The following is a 19635-nucleotide window of genomic DNA, read 5'->3' as shown; positions in this document are numbered from 1 at the left end:
AAGTCGATAGCTAAATCAATAACGAATCAAATAACCAAACACTCAACTGAGTAAGGACATTCTATGACTTTTATTCAACGTAGACAGCTTATCGCGCTACTGGCGTTATTTATTCTCGCAATAGCGGTGAGTTATCGCATTGATAATCATACAGATTGGTTATCGGTTAGTTTGCAATTAATTGACATGAGTAGCCAGGTTTCGAATCGATTAAGAGATATTAGTCCTACCGTTAGTTTGCATATTGATATTAGCGACATGGTCAAGATTAAGCTGCTGTTTTAGCCATGACTGATACTAACGGCACTGACGCCAATAACATTAAAAACAAAAGTATTTAACAAAGCCGTATTCAGATTTGCAAGATTGACATTATCAGCCCTAGGCGCTGGGATGCGACAACCGAATTAACCAAGGAAGCCATTATGTTATCCATGAAAAATATCAGTAAAGTATTCAAAACTGACTTAGTTGAAACCCATGCGCTACGCGACTTTAACCTTGAAGTACAAGAAGGTGAGTTTGTTGCGGTGACAGGCCCGTCTGGTTCAGGTAAAACCACCTTTTTGAATATTGCGGGTTTGCTCGAAGGCTTTACCTCTGGCGAGTTCAGCCTTGATGGCGTTAATGTGTCGAATTTAAGTGACAACAAAAGCGCTAAAGTCCGTAATGAAAAAATTGGCTTTATCTTTCAGGGGTTCAACCTTATTCCCGATCTTAATCTGGCCGAAAATGTTGAAGTGCCGCTGCGTTATCGCGGTATGAATGCCAGTGAGCGTAAGCGCCGAGTCGAGTCCGCATTAGAACAAGTCGGCTTAGGTGCGCGGATGAAACACTTACCGACGCAATTGTCTGGCGGACAACAACAACGTGTCGCTATTGCGCGTGCATTAGCAGGCGAACCACGGTTTTTATTAGCCGATGAACCAACCGGTAATTTAGACAGCTTAATGGCGCGCCAGGTGATGGAATTACTTGAAAATATCAATCAACAAGGCACCACTATTATTATGGTGACCCATGACTCAGAGCTTGCGCGTCGTGCCCAGCGCAATATTCAAATTGTTGATGGTCAAGTGTGTGATTTTTCGATGTACCAACCAGCTGCTACCGGCACTCGCTAAGGGGAACACTATGTTTTTTTACTATTGTGATTTAGCGTGGCGAAGTATCCGTAAAACACCGATGTTATCGATGTTGATGGTATTAGCGATTTCGATTGGTATCGGCATTACTATCACTACGCTCAATGTCTATAAAACTATGTCTTATAATCCGGCGGGCGATCGCAGTGAGGTGATTAATTCAGTGCAGTTGTGGAGCCAAGGCTTGGATACCTGGGATGAGTTTATTCCAAGCATCACCTATATGGATGCGATGAACTTGCGCAATAACAAAGAATTAAGCCTCAAAGCAGCGACTTATCGAACCGGCTTAGCATTACAATCTGACAATCCTAAAATTGAACCCGTGTTGAACAGCGTTAGGTTAACCGACAGAGACTTTTTTCGGATTTTTTCGGTACCCTTTATTTATGGCAGTTACTGGGATGCCAGTGTTGATTTACGCCCAGCTTACCAAGTAGTGATTAGTCAAAAATTAAACTTACGCTTTTTTGAAGGTAAAAATAGCGTAGGCAAAACACTCTTTTTAGACCGTAAACCTTATCAAATTGTTGGGGTGATTGATGACTGGAATCCGCAACCTAAATACTACGATCCACTTAATGGTGCGTTTAATGATGCTGAAGAGATATTCATTCCGTTCTCGTTAACAGGCCAAGAAGAATTTGATGTATGGGGTAACACCAGCGGTTGGAAGTTCGAACCCATGATCACATACAGCGACCGCTTAGCGTCAGAAAAAGTATGGATTCAATTTTGGACTGAACTGAACACCGATGAGCAGAAACAAAGCTTTTTAGGCTGGTTAACGCGTTATGTTGAGCAGCAAAGAGCGCTCGGCCGCTTTACTGATACCGCTAAAACCCCTAGCGAGTCAGTGCAAATTAGCGACATCGCGAAATGGCTCGAAGATAACGATGTGGTGCCTAAAGATAATAAAATATTAGTCGGCTTAAGCTTGCTGTTTTTAAGCGTGTGCTTGGTGAATATTCTCGGGCTGTTGCTAACCAAGTTTTTAAAGCGTGCGCCAGAGGTGGGTGTTCGTCGTGCTATTGGTGCCAGCCGTGGACAGATTTTTAGTCAGTATATGGTCGAAGTGGGTATGATTGGTTTTATTGGTGGTGTGATTGGTTTGTTATGGGCTTGGGGGTCGTTAACGGCGCTGCACAGCTATTTTTCAATGGACCAAAGTGTCACTGGGCTTGATGCCAGTATGTGGATTATCACGCCATTAATTGCTATCTCTACCGCGGTATTGGCTGGGGTTTACCCTGCTTGGGTGGTGTGCCGCACTAAACCCAGTGTGTATTTAAAAGCCCAATAACTCCAGTTAAGCTTAAGAAAGGACATCACCATGTTACATATCAAACCGATTTTATCCAGTTTAATGCGCAGTAAAAGTGCGCCGGTTTTATTGCTATTGCAGATTATTTTGTCGGTTGCGATAGTCGCCAATGCGAGCTTTATTATTAACGAACGTTTGTCGCTAATGCAGCGAGAATCTGGCTATGCCGAAGATCAGATCCTGACCTTTAACCTGTATAACTTTGATCCCGCTATCGACAACATGAAACAAAACCAAGTTGACCAACAAATTTTGCGTTCGCTGCCCAATGTAATTGATGCCAGTTACAGCAATATGTTGCCGTTAAGCGGCAGCGGATGGATGGATCGCTATGTTGACGGCCCAGATGCAGATACCGCTAAAAGCACCCCTGGGTTTGCCTTTTATTTGGGTAATGAGCACTTACTCAATGTGATGGGAGCGAAGTTAATTGCCGGGCGAAATTTTACCGCCGATGAAATTAATACCAGCTTAGATGACAGCGGCATGATGGCGTTAGTGTCGCAACCGTTAGCCAAAGCCTTTTGGGGCGATGAGTCGCCTTTAGGTAAAACCATGTATCAAGGTGAGCAAGCCGTGACCATTATAGGCATAGTGGATAAGCTGCAAGGTGCTTGGGTTGACCACGAAAACTTTGAATACAGCGTGATCCAGAATATCGATTTTGGTGGCAGTAGTAGTAATAAATCATACATGGTGCGGGCATTACCTGAACATATTCCAGCGTTAGAAGAAGCCATTAGTAAAGCCTTGCATGCAGAAAACCCAAACCGTGTAGTGGAGAACTTCCAAACACTCACCACGATTAAAAATTTAACTTACAGTAACCACCGTTTAATGGCGACAGTGTTAAGTATTATGGTGGTGTTATTGCTGTTAATTACTGCGTTGGGATTAACCGGTATGGTGATGTTTAATATTCAACGCCGCACCAAACAAATAGGCACTCGCCGCGCGCTGGGTGCACGTAAACGTGACATTATTGAATACTTTATGGTGGAAAATTACCTAATTTGTATTGTCGGTGGGGTCATCGGTGGCATGCTATCGTTGGTACTTGGGCAGCAATTAATGTCACTGTATAGCTTACCTATGGTACCGGTGATTTATCCGATTATCTCTGTTATTGGTTTGCTGGTTGTAACTACGCTAGCGGTAATAGTGCCCGCAGCTAAGGCGGCTAATATTTCACCCGCCATGGCAACGCGCAGTGTGTAATTTGTTAAACTGCGGCGCTTGCGCTTAACAATAATGTGACAGTGAGGTCTTCTGTCATGTTATTGTTTATTTACGTTTGTGAGTAAATGTTTATTGTATAAACATGCAGTTGCATAAACATGTTTTTGTATAACAGCAACCTAATTGGACTCAAACATATTCTAATGGATAATATTTTAATTGTTGATGACAATCACGCCATTTGCCAAGCGCTTGCGCTAATGATTGAGCTGCATGGCTATCAAGCTATTTTTTGTCACTCACCTGATGCGGCTATTGAGATTGTGACTAATAAAGAGATCAGCTTAGTCATTCAAGACATGAACTTTAGCCGTGATACCACCTCGGGTGAAGAAGGCAAGCAACTGTTTTACGCATTGCGTCAGTTACAGCCTAATTTACCGATTATTTTAATGACTGCGTGGACCCAATTAGAAACCGCTGTCGAGTTGGTTAAAGCGGGGGCAGCTGATTACATGGGGAAACCGTGGGATGACGCTAAGCTGCTCAATAGTATTAGCAACCTATTATCAATTTATCGACTGTCTCAGCAAAATAGCCAATTAACCCGGATAGACAGTGAACGCATGTCGGCCATTAATGGCGCCGATTTATGTGGCTTAATTTTTGGTAGTGGCGCCATGCAGCGCTGTGTTGATTTGGCATTGCAAGTTGCGCGATCCGATGTGTCGGTGATGATCACTGGCCCAAATGGTGCGGGCAAAGACAAAATAGCCGATATTTTACAGGCCAACTCGCCATTAAAAGACAAACCGTTTATTAAGGTCAACATTGGTGCTTTACCAATGGATTTATTAGAGGCCGAATTGTTTGGCGCCGAAGCGGGTGCTTTTACGGGCGCCAATAAAACCCGTATGGGCCGTTTTGAAGCTGCCGATGGTGGCACATTATTTTTAGATGAAATTGGTAATTTGCCATTATCTGGCCAAGTGAAACTATTGCGCGTGTTGCAAACCGGTGAGTTTGAACGTTTAGGCAGTCATCAAACCCGTAAAGTGAATGTGCGAGTGATTAGCGCAACCAACGCGGATTTAGCCGACGACATTGCTCATGGGCGTTTTCGTGAAGATTTATTTTATCGTTTAAATGTCATTGAGCTAGCCATATCACCATTGAATCAACGCCAGGATGATATTTTACCGTTAGTGAAACACTTTATTGGTGCTCATTATAGCCTTGATAAGTCGACCCAGCAGGCGTTAATTAATCATAGTTGGTCGGGTAATGTGCGTGAATTAGAAAATGCCTGCAAAAGGGCGGCGCTGTTAGCTAAGTCACCACAATTAACGATTGATGACTTTGGCTTGATGGCGATAGCTAATGGCGGTGCAGCTACCCAGCATGCGCTTGTTGTTGAACATCATCTTGGCCAACAAGATCAGGGCATTGATGACACACAGTCGATTTGCGAACCCGATAAGCAACAGCTAGAAGACGCTTTAGCGCAATATAATGGCGTCATTGCCAGAGTAGCAAAATCGTTTGGCTTGAGTAGACAAGCCCTTTATCGCCGTATGGAGAAATATGGCCTTAGGGTGACTAGATAATGATGTTATCACTGCGCACTAAATTGCTGATCAGTAACATGTTGAGCTGCCTTTTGGGAGCGATGTCAGGCGCTTTAGTGTGGCTTACATTGGGTGATGACACCTTATGGTTGGCTATTATTGTGATGCTGGCGGTGTGTTATTTTTGCAGTATGTGGCTAACAAGACGATTAAGTGAAAGTCTGCAAGCATTGGAAATCGGTCTACTTAACTTTAAAGATAATGATTTTAGTGTGTCGCTGCATCCCTACGGCGAACCACAATTAGATGCGCTAGTGAGCTTATATAACCAAGCATCGGCAAAATTGCGTAGTGAGCGACAGTTTATTTATCAGCGCGAGTTAATGCTCGATAAAGTGATTCAGAACTCACCTAATGTCATGTTATTAATCGATGATTCCCAGCGAGTCATTTACGCCAATGGCGCTGCAAGGCATTTGTTTAATCAGGGCGTCAAAGTAGAAGGCATGTTGTTACCTGATCTTGTGGTGATGTTACCCGACACGCTTAAAGCGGCGTTAAGCAGTGAGCAAGAAGGACTGTTTTCGATGGGCGGTAGCGGGGCCGATGGTGTTGATAGTCATTCTAATACTGATGCTGACAGTAGCGACGTTGAAACCTGGCATATCTCTCGTGGCCGCTTCACTCAAAACAATCAGCAGCACCATTTAATTTTGCTTAAACAGCTCACCAAAGAACTTAACCGCCAAGAAGTGGCTGTGTGGAAAAAGGTGATTCGAATTATTAGCCACGAGCTTAATAACTCGGTCGCGCCCATTGCTTCTATGGTCAACTCCGGTAAGTTTTTAACCCAGCACTTAGACAACAGTAAGTTGCAATTGATTTTTGATACCATCGAAAATCGCACCACACACCTGAGCCAATTTATTTCCCATTATGCTCAGTTTGCTAAGTTACCACTGCCACAAAAAGCCTCAATTGATTGGGCTAAGATGACCCAGCAATTAGCGCAGCAATACCCATTTAACCTGTTATCACCTTTACCAGTTAATCCAATCAAGCTCGATGCAGTGCAATTAGAACAAGTCTTTATCAATCTGCTTAAAAACGCTCACGAGTCTGGCGCGGAGGCAGACACTGTGTCGATAACGTTTGAGGAAGTGACTCATCCAATTAACGGGTTATTAATCAAAGTAGATGACCAAGGTTGCGGGATGTCTAGCGAGGTATTGTCGCAAGCCTTGTTACCGTTTTACTCAACTAAACAATCTGGTACAGGGATTGGTTTGCCATTATGTCGCGAGATTATTGAAGCCCACGGTGGCCGAATTAGCATGCAAAACCGCGTAGAGGGTGGCTTAAGCGTTAAAGTATGGTTGCCTTCACAGCAGGGTTAACACTGACTAATGATGAATAAAGTCTGATTTTTTCGAGTTATATTTTCCAAAAGAGAGTTGGAGCCGTAAAACTTTTTGCCCCAAAGCTTGTTTAGGCTATGGCCTGCGGCCACTAACGTCGTTGCGCTTCGCCCACACCAGATTAAGGTAGTAAGTTGTCAACTTACGCAGGGTAATTTAATCGTCTTCCCGGCTCAAAAGCACTGCCGGGACGACGAGAAAGTAGTTATCAAGCTTTGTCCAGAAATGAGTTAACGTAAATTAGCTACTTACTCACTACCGCTCGAATTAAGCCGCGTTGAAACCAGGTTTGCATGGTTTGCAGTACCATCATTGGCGCAGATTGCTCGTCGTGCCATTGCAACATTTGTTCGCACTGGTCGGCAAAGTTGTTGCCATGAATAAACCCAAGTAACAACGCATGTTGCTCTGTCGATAACGACACAAACTCGGTTAAGCGAGACTCTCCCCGCCATAATAACCACGCTCTAGATGATTGATAGTCTGGCGTCGGTGGTGCAGTGTCTATTTTCAAGGCTTGCCAAGCTTCGACTGCATTACTGTTACAAGTGAATATTTGTACGCTAGGATGAAAGCGTAAACAGCAATTGGGCCACAATTCTGGTGATATGGCCTGTAAGTCGCTAAAGCTTGTACGGGCACAATCGGCTGCATCAAATGCATTGAGTAACCGGCGCTCGAATCGCGCTAAATCGGCAATAATGGGATGCTGTTTAAAAAATGCATCTTGCTGTAAAAACTCCGGTAAACCATCACAAAACTGGCGCAATGACTTATTACTTGATGGATATTGACGAGTATAGTCGGCTGCCATTTTATCGAATAAATCGTCACCCAAATACAAACCTAGCAGCTGGTGGTCGGTTTCAATGGTTTCTTTTAATCGAATTCGGTAAGCATTTGCATAAATTTGTAGGCGATCATCGGCGCTGATCCCCGCTTGTTCAGACACGTTTGCTTTCATCACCGACTGAATCTGTCCGTGCTGTGTATCCGAACCATCAGACAGTAAATATTGCATAAATTGTTGTTGAATTTCAGCTAAACGACTCATGTTTATGCCCTGACTTTTTGCGATGAAGCATGATTAGCGCTGATGAATTTGCTGACGTCATCAAGTGAACGAGTGCCAAACTGTGAGCGTGCTAGGGCAGGGTCGTCGGGCAAGGTTAACTGAGCAATGTTTTTCGCTTCGAGTAATTCTTGGTATAACGCTGGGAACTCGGGAATATTAGCGTCGCGCTCAATCATGGTGCTAACCGCGCCAAAGCGCTCTAGTGCCGCTTGGTATAAGGTCCACACTGACGGCGGAATATCGTGGTCGTGGGTATCAATGACATAATCACCAAAATCGCTGTGGCCAGCTAAGTGAAACTGTTGTACCCGGCGTGGGTCGATTTTTTTAAGGTAATCGAGTGGATTAAAATGATGATTACGGGCGCTGACATAAATATTATTGATGTCGAGTAATATTAAGCAATCTGCGGCTTCTGCTACTTGGCTTAAAAAATCCCATTCATCCATGGTCGAGTCTTGGTATGACAAATAGCTCGATACGTTTTCCAGTAAAATTCGACGACCTAGTACGTCTTGTACTTGCCGAACTCGCTGCGCTACATGATTAACGGTTTCTTCGGTATAAGGCAGTGGCAGTAAGTCATGGCTATTGACGCCGTGAATTGAGGTCCAGCAAATATGATCAGATATCCATTTAGGTTGAATGTCGTTACTGAGCTTTTTAAGGGCTTTTAAGTAATCCATGTCTAAAGGATCGGTACTGCCTATCGACATCGATACGCCATGCATCACTACAGGATATTGTTCGGCAATGGCTTCTAAATAATATCGGGGTTTACCACCAGCGACTAAGTAGTTTTCAGATAGCACTTCAAACCAGTCAATATCTGGCTGGTGTTGCAAAATGTATTCAAAATGGTCGGTTCGTAAGCCCAAGCCAAATCCGAGAAAGTCTTCTGTAATGCGCGTATCTGGCATGGTGAATCCTATTTTAATGCAAATGTTCTAGCTTAATTTAGGCAAAACTTGCGTTAATAATTGAGATAGTAAGCTGATGACCCTGTCACAATAGTAGGTGACAGCGTCATCAAACGAAGCTTAATTAGCTTGTTTTACCGCCAATATCAGCACAAGATTTTGCTGTAGTGCTAACAAAACCAGTGCCTTTACAACTTGCCATACCGCCACAAGCGTTATCAGCACCTTTACAATCGTTATGGCCTTTACAGACGTTAACACCGTAACAATGTACTAAATCAGCTTTAGTGACTTTACCAACCCAATCATCTTTTTGCGTGCCGCCTACATCAGCACAGGCTTTTGAAGGCATGCCAACAAAACCAGTGCCTTTACAACTTGCTTGACCGCCACAGGCATTGTCGGCTGTTTTACAATCGTTATGGCCTTTGCAGGTGTTAACGCCGTAACAATGGACTAAATCTGTTTCGCCTGCTGCCAAAGGTGCCGTGCTTGTTTCAGCGGCCATAGCCTGACCTGATAAGCTTGCCATTGCGAGTGCTAATGCTGCGCCGGTTAAGCTGCTTTGTGCTTTCATATTCATGATGTATTCCTTGCATTTGTGGTTATTATGTTTACTGCTATTCATGTTTACCCATGACAAGATTGACTAGATACAGCCATTATTCTTGTTAGGAGGTATTAGTAATGACCGTGGTGCTGCGAAAGATCTTTCAAGTTAAAGTGTAGACTAGTCACTAAAATGTTGTTGATGTGTTAACTTGTGATTGATTTATAAGGTGAAACAATAATTTACGATTTTGCAGATGAGTGCTTAAGCATTATATGAATTAGGTTGTTATTAAGGCCGGTAGATTATGTTATTTTGTTCTGATTACACTAGTGGTTAACACAACGCGTTCAATCGTAACGAATACAGCTAATACAACTAATACAACGAATACAACTAAAACACAGCTACACATAATAAGAATATTAATAACTAAGGATAGATTATGCAGACGATACTGATATGTTTATTGATTGCCATGCTGTTGCCGTATGCGGCAAAAGTTCCATTAGCGATGGCAATGGCTAAATTAGGCCGATATGACAATGACCATCCAAGAGCCCAGCAAGCTCAATTAACCGGTTTTGGGGCGCGAGCATTAGCAGGGCATCAAAATGCATTTGAATCGCTAATCGTATTTGGGATTGCAGTATTAACAGCATTACTGACCAATAATGTCACCGATATTGTTGCGCTTTTAGCCATAGTACATGTGGTCGCACGGCTGGTTTACCATGCGCTGTATTTATTGAATTTTGGCACATTACGTTCATTGTCTTGGTTTGTTGCCATCGGTGCATCGATTGGAATATTTTGCCAAGCGTTTTAAGCTTATGTTACTCAAACAACGGTGACTCCCATAAAAAAACGCCTTAATGGCGTTTTTTTATGGGAGTCAGTTGATACTCGTCATCATGAGGGTAGTCTAGGCTTAGTATTGGTTTAGTATTGGTTTCGCATTGGTTTAGTATTGGCTTAATCTAGACTCGCAACACGTTCGTAGCCCATTTCGGTTAATTGGTCGTTAACGCAATCAAGCAAAAATGCGCCGAGTTCACTTTCTGGCAGTTGGTCTTCAAGTGCAATTTGCTGGCAGGCTTCTTTTAATGAAACTACATCGCTAACGGGTGCTTGGGGAAGTGCAGCAGCACTAAAACTCATCGCTGTACCGCTAATTAACATAGCAGCTAAAGTCGTAAGGGCTAAACGTGAATGACGTGAATGTTGCATGGTTGTTCCTTCTTGGGAGAACTTTGTTATTTTGACAAATACTACTGCAGCTTAGTTCCGTTAGATATAGCGATTAACGCGCTTTTTATGATTTTATATACAAAAAGTAAGGTATTGAATATGGTTTCGTTGCTCACTCAAGTAAAAAGTTGTCAACTTTGCGTATCAAGCCTGGTAGATGGTGTACGCCCAGTAGTGCAAATTGATCCGCAAGCAAAAGTGTTGATCATCGGTCAGGCCCCTGGACGTAAAGTACATTTGTCGGGTATTCCATTTGATGACGCCAGTGGCGACCGATTGCGTCTGTGGTTAGGGGTAACGAGAGACGTTTTTTACGATGCAAAACAGATTGCTATTATGCCGATGGGCTTTTGTTATCCGGGCAGTTATGCCGGTTCTGGTAAAGGAAAATCTGGCGACTTACCTCCTCGGCCAGAATGCGCGCCTAAATGGCATGGTTTATTGCTGCAGCAGTTAGTTAACGTCAAGTTGGTCTTGCTGGTGGGGCAATATGCACAACAGTATTATTTAACCGATAAGCCGAAAACATTAACCGAAACAGTGCAGCAATGGCGCAGGTTTGGGCCTCGTTATATCCCAATCCCACACCCCAGTCCGCGCAATAATATTTGGCTTAGTCGTAATCCATGGTTTGAAGATGAGTTACTTAGCGACATTCGTCCACGCATTGCGAATGCGTTAGCCTAAACGTGGTGTTTTTTGATCTACTGTATTTAACTACTGTCTTGAACTACTATATTTAAATACTGTCTTGAACTAGTACTTAGTTATTTTTAAGCTATTGTTTTTGATTAATAAAGTCGATAACGCTTTTATCTAAGCAGCGTTTAGACAAATAAGTCGTGGTTTTTTGCAGTTTAATTAACAAGCCCGCATCGGTTTCAGTAATTCGATAAATATCAGTCCACAAAATCTGTTGATTAACATGCAGTGACTGACTACTGATACCATTATCATCTATTGTAAGATTGACATGCTCACCTGCCGCTTTACTCATCATTTGACGCCATAACCACCAGGTTTTATTAAAACGAATACTCAAAAACTCTACCACGGCTAAGCCAATAAAAAAGTAACCTAAATAGTAGGTTTCTTTGGTGCTCATTGATGTTGGGCTTAGAGTGTCGAGCATTAAAATAGCCAAACCAACCAGTGCAAAAATGGCGGTTTTAATAAAACGTTTTGGTGATGTGCTGGGATGAATTGATTGCAGATAGCATTCTTCAAAGTACGACTTGTCTAGTACATATTCAGCAGTATAACTAAAGGCTTGTGACATGATGACCTAATTTACGGCAGTTGATGGGCATGATTATCGCATAGTCATCAGTTTGCTCAAAGCCTGCTTAGTGGTGAAATAAAAGCGCCATGGTGATTCATTCACACATGGCTCATTTGTATCAACAACACTGACTGATTAAGGTCGTTATTCGTCTGTGGTGATAGCTTGCATTAATGTTGCCGACAATTGCTGCTGTTGTTCAGGGGTTAACTGCTGATCGTCTTTATTGGATAATAAAAATACATTGTCTGCGCGTTCGCCGACCGTACTGATGGTGGCCGAATGAATATTCAAATCCAATTCCCTGAATGCACTGGCAATTTGTTCCATAAACTCACTGGTGTCTAATGCAGACACATTGACTAAGCTACGGGTCGATTTACGTGAATGCAAAAATTCGATATTGGGCTGATTATCGAAACTCTGATGTCGCCTCGACTGGCGTTTTTTCGGTAAATTAATACCTTTATCCAGCACCTGATGTAACTTGTTGATGACTTGTTCACGACGCTGTGCACTGGTAATTGGCTTTTCATCAAAATCGAGTACTTTAAATGACTCAACCACATAACCGTCTTTAGTTCGGGCTATTTGTGCCTGTTTCACCGAAATACGTAATGTCGCTAATGTATTGAATAATTTTACAAACAATCCGTGTCTGTCTTTGGTGTAAACAAACACGTCACTGCAACCTTTTACCACGACATCGTCGAGTAAAATTAGCGTGTTGTATTGATTGTCTGTTACAGGCGTAAGATCGTGGTTAATCATCGCTTGGGTGTATCTGGCGATATCATCCGCTTCGGCATTACTGAAAAAGGCGATAGGTAAACGACGCCATAATTTTTTGATATCGTCACTGCTATCGTCATCTGTGGCTAATAAATTCAGTGCTTCTTGCTTGTGTTCCCGTACCAAAGTACGCAGTTGCAGAATATTTTCAAAACCATTGCGCAGTGCTTTACGAGTAACAAAATACAAATCTTTTAATAGTGACGCTTTCCAGTCATTCCACAGATCATCATTGGTTGCCTGAATGTCGGCAATGGTCAGGCAGTACAGGGCGTCTAAACGGGTTAAGGTACCTACTTTTTTGGCAAAAGCATTCACGACATCAGGATCATAAATATCCATGCGTTGTGAGGTAATAGACATTAACAAATGATTTTCTACTAGCCAGCAAATCAGTTTCTCTTGTGACACTTTTAAGCCATGAAACTTAGCAAATAAATTGGCATCAACAGCACCGAGTTTACTATGGTCACCGCCACGGCCTTTGGCTAAATCATGAAACAATGCAGCAAATAACAGCGTCGACTTATTAGACATTTTTTGATAAATATCAGCGGCTAATGCCAGATCTTTATCCAACGTTTTGATGTCGTTTCCGTAGAGATATATATTTTTAAGCACCTTGTGGGTGTGCTCGTCGACTGTATAGGCATGGAATAAGTCAAACTGCATCTGGCCAACAACTTCACGCCATTGCGGTAAATAAGAGGCTAGAATACCATGTTGATGCATCAAGGTGATGGCGAGTCCCATGCCTTGAGGGTGAACAAATATCGCTTTAAATTGCTCTCGACAACGCTGAAAATCTTGTAAATCACCCATTAAACGACGTCTTACTTGGCGTAAAGATCGTAAGGTTTCTGCGGTAATACCGATTATTTTGTCGTGATGAATCGCGATAAACTCAAATAACGCCATAATTTGGGTGCGATCGATAAATACGGTTTCGTCGCGAACGTGAATGTACTTATCAACAATTTCAAAATTATCGTTAATCGCGATTATTTGTGGATTGAGCTCTGGAATAATTTCTCGTTGGAAATACGCCATTAAAATTTTGTTTAACTCGCTGATGCGCTTCATGGCGCGAAATAATTGGCGCATCATTTTTTCAATAGCAATATTGCCGCTTTCACCGATGGGCATACCATCACCAAAACCCATTAATTTAGCCACTTCAGCTTGGTATTGCAGTAATAAACGATTTTCAGAACGTTGGGCTGCTTGATGTAAGGCAAAGCGCACTCTAAATAAAAAGTGTTGGCACTCCATTAATTCAGCATATTCGTCATTAGTTAAAAAACCAAAGCGACGTAGTGATTGCATATTGGCAACGCCGAAATGTTTGCGAGCAACCCAGGTAAGGGTTTGAATATCACGCATACCACCTGGGCTGGTTTTAAGATTGGGTTCAATACTGTATGAAGTGCCTTGTGCTTTGGCATGACGTTCTTGTTGTTCGCTGAGTTTGGCATTAAAAAACGCTTGGCTTTGCCATAAATCCTGGCCGTACAGTGCATTCAACACTTGCTGTTGGTGCTGACTATTACCGAATAAATGACGAATTTCCAGTAAACTGGTTGCAATGGTTACGTCATCCTTACACGCTTGGAATGTGTCAGTTAAACTGCGTACAGCGTGACCTAAATCGAGATTAAGATCCCAAAGTTGAGTCAGAAATTGGCTTACAGAAGCGGCTTCCGTAGGCGTTAATGGACCATCGTGAATAACGCAGATGTCGATATCAGAGAAAGGATGTAAGGTTTGCCGGCCGTAACCCCCAACTGCATTGAGCGAGATACGCGCGGGATCTAATTCGAAGGGTTGCCAAAGTTGGCATAATAGCGCATCGAAAAAATGTGATCGCTTATTCAAGGTGTCATTAATTGCACTTTGAAAAATGTTATCTTGTAAATATTGATCCAGTGACTTAATCGCCTGTTTTAATTCAGCGCTGGTCATATCTGGGCGCAAATCTGTACTAGCAGGTTGCGAAAGCATGTTACTCCTTAATGTTTTTGCCTTTTAACAGAATAAGGTATTCTTAAACAAATTGGTATCATTCTATATTGGTGAAGTTTTATGGTGTCTAAACGAGGTCGACTGGACCAATTTATTGCTGGTACGTTACAAATTCCAAAAAAAGCGGTTCGGCTATTGTTAGTCACCAATAAAGTGCTTGTCGATGGCCAGTTTGCTAAGTCACCAGACTTACAAATTGATGAGTTTACTCATATTGAATGTAATGGTGTGGTGCTGCGTCAATATCAAAAACAGTACTATATGCTTAATAAACCTGATGGGGTAGTAAGTGCAACCATTGATGATAAACATGCAACAGCATTAGGATTAATGACCGGGGTTAACACTGAAATGTTGCATATTGCCGGTAGATTAGATTTACATTCTACCGGGTTATTATTATTAACCAACGACGCTAAATGGTCCGAAGCATTAATGTCGCCGCAGCATAAAGTCGACAAACAGTATCTGGTAACCTTAGCTAATCCGTTAGAGCAAGGGTATGTAGAGGCATTCGCTAAAGGGATGTATTTTGAATTTGAAGACATCACCACATTGCCGGCACAACTCACGGTATTATCGAGTCATCAAGCTCGGGTGGTGTTGCGTGAAGGTAAGTACCATCAAATTAAGCGAATGTTTGGTCGTTTTAGAAATCCGGTGGTGGCGCTGCATCGTGAATCTATTGGTGAAATCGTGCTTGATAGCCAGTTAGCGTTGGGTGAATTTCGTTCATTAACAAAAGCTGAAGTTGATAGCATTTTTCAGCACTAGATCAATTTTTTTTATTTGGATACATGTTAATTTAATCGCCTCATTACAGCAGATTAGGTGATATGTGGATATTCAAGCACTGAAAAAAGTCAGCGAATTAGATGTATTTAGTTTGTTGGTGTTTAAGCTCATTTACGAAACCGGCTTTGCTAATTTTGCAGCCAAAGAGCTTGCTGTATCCGCGCCAAAAATTAGTCGATGTTTAACATCATTAAGGGCTATTTTTAATGACGAATTATTTTTTCGTCGCCAACAAGGGCTAAAACCGACCCCATTAGCTGAACGTTTATATCAGCCTGTATGCCAATTGTGTGACATGGTGAGCCAAATTGAGCGAGTGGCAGACGACCGCTTAAATCACCATCAAACACCGATTTTACATATTGCAGTATCGCCGAGCATTATTACCAGTGTAGCCATTGCGTTAAGTAAGCTTCCGCGTGATGTTATCGGCAAAGTTAAACTTCACAGTTGGCAAGCTGACACGGAAGAGTTGATTTACAATGGCGAACTCGATTTTGGTATTGGCTTTGAAACTCAAGATGCTCATGGTTTAGAGGCTTATCCTATTGCCAATGTGACGTCTTTATGCGTTGTAGGTAATATTAACCATTCATTTTGGGGTAGTGTTGAGAACATCAAGTTAGAAGATATTATTCAACACCCTGTGGTGTATTTACGCTGTAAAGGCTTTAACAATCGTATTGATCCTTTAGAGTTATATTGTCAAACCCATGGTTTGCTACTAGAAGATATTGAGTGCGCAAGAAAACTCGAAGATTGGTATTGGCACATACTGACCATGGACAGCTTAGCCATTACGATTTGTAATGAAGGTTCGTTTGCGCAACAAATTCCTCAATTACGAGTAGAAAAACTTCCACATGATGAATTTAATAAGCTCAATAGCGTGATGGCTATGCCAAGTTATTGTTTAATTGAGCGAGCAGAACACTACCGCCGTTATTCGTCAAATGTTAAGGAAGTGATAATCAATATCATTAAGTCATTGCTAGTGTGAAGATTGGTAACATTTTTTGATGAGATTCAGAACACTTAATTTTGTGGTCTGAATCTTTTTTATAGCCATTATTTATGTAAATCGCTGATTTTATGGTTTTTTATTGGTCACCCACTATTTTTTACATTATCAAAATACATTTAATACCTCTTTAGGGTTACTTAATCTGAAACTGACGGTTTCATTTTTGCGTATACCTAAAACTAAAACTATCGATTACTGTTAACGAATTTGTAACCAAACCTCACAGGTTTACCACTGCAGACGGGTGTTTTGTTCTATTTCCTTATATTTTAGATGCGTAAAACCTACAAATTTAAATCGGGGGATTTAAAATGAAGAAATATAATAGAACATTACTTGCTGCAGCGTTTATTGCAGCGTTAGGTGTGACCGGTTGTGGTTCTGACGGCAGTGATGGTGCTGACGGAGCTGCTGGTGCCGCGGGTACAGATGGAACACCTGGCACGCCTGGTACTCCAGCTGGTTCGGTTGTTACAACAGTTGAAAATGCCTATGACTTTACCTTAACACTGGCTCCTACGGATATCGTCGTAGTAGGTGCTGATCCATTTAACGTTAAATTTACTGTAACAGGTAAAGGAAGTGGCGGAGCGGACGTTCCATACACTGGGCTTGATAAAGTTGCGTTATACGTGACCAGTCAATCAGCTAATGCTACTGACACTGGCGCACCAATGTTGTGGACAAACCATGCACTTGCCAATGATTTTGGTAGCAGCATGTATTGTACCTTAACCGGTACTGCCGCAGCTCGAGGCGGCGCTGTAGTCGATGCTTGTACATTAGTTGAAGATGAAGCTAATCCTGGTACTTATACTGGTTCTTGGGCACATGATGGTAATGCGCCTGTGGTATTAGCAAGTGGTGATGCAAACGATTTAGTCCGTGTGTTTATTCGTGCCTATGACGTTACGATGGCTGATGGTACAGCAGTAAGTGATAAGATTTTATCAACTCCAGTAGATTTTATTCCTGCTACTGGCGAACTTGCTGTTTCTGCAAAAGATGCTGTGTCTAGTGCAGCATGTATTAGATGTCATAGCCCAATGGAAGGTTACGCTGATACTGATATGCGTATTGCCAACATTGGTGCTCATCATAATTACCAAAAAGTTGAAAATTGTGTAGCTTGTCATAATCCTGCTTATGCTGGTGGACAAGACGATCCTGAAGTTGGTTTTAACGTTAACTTCAATGCCATGATCCATACTATTCATGCTGGTCATCATATTGCTGACAAGTTGACTGGTGAAGCCAAAGAAATGTTTGGTGGAGTTGGATTTCCTGCTGAGTTAAATGAATGTACTGTTTGTCATGATAATGGCACACAGTGGAACGACAATGTCTATGCTGAAGCCTGTTTATCATGTCACGTTGATGTTGATTTAACGACGGGTGTTAACCATAGAGGTATCGTTCCTGCTAGTGACGCTGTTTGTTCTGGTTGTCATGGCGCAGGTAGTTTAAGCCCAATCGAAGCTCACAGTGTTGATCGCCGTGCCGCCTTTGAAAATGGTTTGGTACTAGAGGTTGCTTCTGCTGAAGTCGCGTCAGACGTATTAACTGTCATCATTGATGTTAAATTAAATGGTGTGGTTGCGGCTGATGGTACTGATTTAACTCAGTACTTAAACAAAGCTAAATCAGGTGATGATATTTTAATCGGTACACTTGATGGCAATGGCGATTATGTGCGTGGTTTAAGTATCAATACAGCTTCTAATCCAGAAATGTTTGTGGTTCAAAGTGGCAAGTTAACCTTAACTAAAGCACTTACACCTAATCAGTTAGACGGCCAAATACTTTCAGTTACTTCTGAAATGAACATGTGTGGTAATACAACGACCGATATGGTTGTTGTTAATACCAAACTAGCTGAAGGTGCAGGAACCGATACTGGTGCTTGTGATGTACCTGTTCCAGCTAACATTGTCACTAAGTACTTTATGTTTGATGCAGTTGCGGCTAAAGGCGTATTAACTGAGGACAATCTACGTTTCGTTAGTCCTGAGTTGACAGCTTATACCTCACCTACACAGGCTGGTAACGACCGTACAACAGCTGACGAAGCTAAATGTAATGCTTGTCATGACAACTTGTCTCACGTTAAATCACCTAACCATGGTGTGACTAACTTTACACAATGTGCTGATTGTCATAACAACAACTATGCAGGTTCTTACCATGCAGATGTTTACAAGCAAGCTGGTGTAGATGCTGATGGCGAACCTACGTTTGAAGTCGTTGAAGGGTTAACTTATAACAACCGTGATCTAGTGACCGTAGCACATCGCTTCCACAGTGGTTTGTTTGCAGGTAGCACAGGTGCTGGCATTTACTTAGGTACAGATGGTGAAACTTGGGTTAACTATCCTGCAACTAAAACAAATTGCCAAGCTTGTCATAAAGATGCGAATGCTGCAGGGGATGCTATGCCATTCTTCTCTGGCACTGGTACGTTAACATCTGGCAGAACTGCAATTGCAATCAGTGGTGGCGAATTTATTTCTCCTGTCGCTGAAGCATGTCGTAGTTGTCACGCTCACTCTGGTGCTGCTGCTCTAGCTCACTTCAAGAGTAATGGTGCGACAGTTGCTGGTGATAGCGTAATGTCTGCTGCCGGTGTACCAATTGAGTCTTGCGCAACTTGTCATGCTGAAGGTAAAACTTACGGTCTTGATAAAGTTCACTCTGGTGCAGCGCACTAAATATCTAGATAACTTCTTAATCATCACTTAAGAAAGTAAGTAAGAGGGAGGCAGCAATGCCTCCCTTTTTTTATTCATTTTATCCATCAGTGTATAAGCACTTAATGGCCAGCCGGTATTAATATTTCTTCTCAAGAAGATATCGTTCAGTATCATTTATTACCCAATCTAATCCGACTTAAACCAAACCAACCTAATCAAATCTGCTCAATCCAACCAATGCCAATAGCTTTAGTTATCGCTATTTAATCGACCATTGAAGAGGTTAATGACATTTCAACGTCAACTGAATCATCTAACCTAGTGGCGCTTTATCTAAACTGATAATGACTTAATGGGCCAGACAGTTCGGCATGTAAATCGTTGAGATTATTGACACATTACGTCTGTTATTTGATGTGCGTCATTTGATGTATATGGGCTACCAATTGGCAGTGGACTGTGTAGATAATAAATAGAGTAGGTAATAAATAGAGTAGGTAATAAATAGAGTAGGTAATAAACCATAGTCGGTAATAACAACGGAGTTAATGCGTTATAAGTTAATGGGAAGTAAGTTGACGAGAGGGACGTTAACGAGGG

17 protein-coding genes are annotated in these 19635 nt (G+C 42.1%); 11 read left to right on the top strand and 6 right to left on the bottom strand.

The genetic code is table 11. The features are described from left to right. The first annotated feature begins 63 nt into the window (after positions 1-63). The 6 genes from CXF88_RS05095 (at position 64) to CXF88_RS05070 (ending at position 6613) form a co-directional block, all read left to right on the top strand. Positions 64-285 (top strand): hypothetical protein, encoded by a 222-nt coding sequence (locus tag CXF88_RS05095; RefSeq protein WP_101085844.1) that lies wholly within the window; start codon positions 64-66, stop codon positions 283-285. Between the two features lie 140 nt (positions 286-425). Continuing rightward, entirely contained in the window at positions 426-1124 is a 699-nt protein-coding gene (locus CXF88_RS05090) for an ABC transporter ATP-binding protein (RefSeq protein ID WP_101085843.1), read from the top strand. A gap of 10 nt (positions 1125-1134) precedes the next feature. After that, entirely contained in the window at positions 1135-2448 is a 1314-nt protein-coding gene (locus CXF88_RS05085) for an ABC transporter permease (protein ID WP_101085842.1), read from the top strand. A 30-nt stretch (positions 2449-2478) separates the two neighbouring features. After that, on the top strand, positions 2479-3687 hold the full coding sequence (locus tag CXF88_RS05080; protein WP_101085841.1) for an FtsX-like permease family protein: 1209 nt from the start codon (positions 2479-2481) through the stop codon (positions 3685-3687). A gap of 164 nt (positions 3688-3851) precedes the next feature. Then, complete coding sequence (locus tag CXF88_RS05075) at positions 3852-5255, top strand: sigma-54 dependent transcriptional regulator (RefSeq protein ID WP_101085840.1); 1404 nt, start codon at positions 3852-3854, stop codon at positions 5253-5255. A 2-nt stretch (positions 5256-5257) separates the two neighbouring features. After that, on the top strand, positions 5258-6613 hold the full coding sequence (locus CXF88_RS05070; protein WP_101086301.1) for an ATP-binding protein: 1356 nt from the start codon (positions 5258-5260) through the stop codon (positions 6611-6613). 265 nt (positions 6614-6878) lie between these two features. On the opposite strand, the gene CXF88_RS05065 is transcribed toward CXF88_RS05070, so the two are convergent. The 3 genes from CXF88_RS05065 to CXF88_RS05055 form a co-directional block, all read right to left on the bottom strand. Continuing rightward, positions 6879-7688 carry a DNA-binding domain-containing protein gene (locus tag CXF88_RS05065; RefSeq protein ID WP_101085839.1) on the bottom strand — a complete coding sequence of 270 codons (810 nt, stop codon included), beginning with the start codon at positions 7686-7688 and terminating at the stop codon, positions 6879-6881. 2 nt (positions 7689-7690) lie between these two features. Further along, positions 7691-8629, bottom strand: a complete 939-nt coding sequence (locus CXF88_RS05060) for a DUF692 domain-containing protein (RefSeq protein WP_101085838.1) — start codon at positions 8627-8629, stop codon at positions 7691-7693. A 124-nt stretch (positions 8630-8753) separates the two neighbouring features. Next, a complete protein-coding gene (locus CXF88_RS05055) occupies positions 8754-9212 on the bottom strand; it encodes a hypothetical protein (RefSeq protein ID WP_101085837.1) in 459 nt (152 codons plus the stop codon). Between the two features lie 412 nt (positions 9213-9624). Between CXF88_RS05055 and CXF88_RS05050 the strand changes: the two genes are divergently transcribed. Further along, on the top strand, positions 9625-10008 hold the full coding sequence (locus tag CXF88_RS05050) for an MAPEG family protein (protein ID WP_101085836.1): 384 nt from the start codon (positions 9625-9627) through the stop codon (positions 10006-10008). Between the two features lie 146 nt (positions 10009-10154). Here CXF88_RS05050 and CXF88_RS05045 read toward each other — a convergent pair whose 3' ends face one another. Beyond that, positions 10155-10409: a hypothetical protein gene (locus tag CXF88_RS05045; RefSeq protein WP_101085835.1), complete on the bottom strand. Its 255-nt coding sequence runs from the start codon at positions 10407-10409 to the stop codon at positions 10155-10157. Between the two features lie 120 nt (positions 10410-10529). Between CXF88_RS05045 and CXF88_RS05040 the strand changes: the two genes are divergently transcribed. Continuing rightward, positions 10530-11117 carry a uracil-DNA glycosylase family protein gene (locus CXF88_RS05040; RefSeq protein ID WP_242445096.1) on the top strand — a complete coding sequence of 196 codons (588 nt, stop codon included), beginning with the start codon at positions 10530-10532 and terminating at the stop codon, positions 11115-11117. 91 nt (positions 11118-11208) lie between these two features. Here CXF88_RS05040 and CXF88_RS05035 read toward each other — a convergent pair whose 3' ends face one another. Together CXF88_RS05035 and glnD are read right to left on the bottom strand one after the other, a co-directional pair. Continuing rightward, positions 11209-11709: a YcxB family protein gene (locus tag CXF88_RS05035; RefSeq protein ID WP_101085834.1), complete on the bottom strand. Its 501-nt coding sequence runs from the start codon at positions 11707-11709 to the stop codon at positions 11209-11211. 147 nt (positions 11710-11856) lie between these two features. Continuing rightward, a complete protein-coding gene (gene glnD / locus CXF88_RS05030; RefSeq protein WP_101085833.1) occupies positions 11857-14505 on the bottom strand; it encodes a [protein-PII] uridylyltransferase in 2649 nt (882 codons plus the stop codon). Positions 14506-14586: 81 nt separating this feature from the next. Between glnD and CXF88_RS05025 the strand changes: the two genes are divergently transcribed. The 3 genes from CXF88_RS05025 to CXF88_RS05015 all read left to right on the top strand — a co-directional run bounded on the left by CXF88_RS05025 (position 14587) and on the right by CXF88_RS05015 (position 19053). After that, the gene (locus CXF88_RS05025; RefSeq protein WP_101085832.1) at positions 14587-15300 is read left to right on the top strand and encodes a 16S rRNA pseudouridine(516) synthase; all 714 of its coding nucleotides are present in this window, start codon (positions 14587-14589) and stop codon (positions 15298-15300) included. A 64-nt stretch (positions 15301-15364) separates the two neighbouring features. Then, positions 15365-16321 (top strand): LysR family transcriptional regulator, encoded by a 957-nt coding sequence (locus CXF88_RS05020; protein WP_101085831.1) that lies wholly within the window; start codon positions 15365-15367, stop codon positions 16319-16321. A gap of 335 nt (positions 16322-16656) precedes the next feature. Continuing rightward, complete coding sequence (locus CXF88_RS05015) at positions 16657-19053, top strand: OmcA/MtrC family decaheme c-type cytochrome (protein ID WP_101085830.1); 2397 nt, start codon at positions 16657-16659, stop codon at positions 19051-19053. The last annotated feature ends 582 nt before the right edge of the window (positions 19054-19635 follow it).

This window comes from Shewanella sp. ALD9, assembly GCF_002836315.1.
Taxonomy (GTDB): domain Bacteria; phylum Pseudomonadota; class Gammaproteobacteria; order Enterobacterales; family Shewanellaceae; genus Shewanella.
This window is presented reverse-complemented; position numbering and strand designations above follow the sequence as displayed.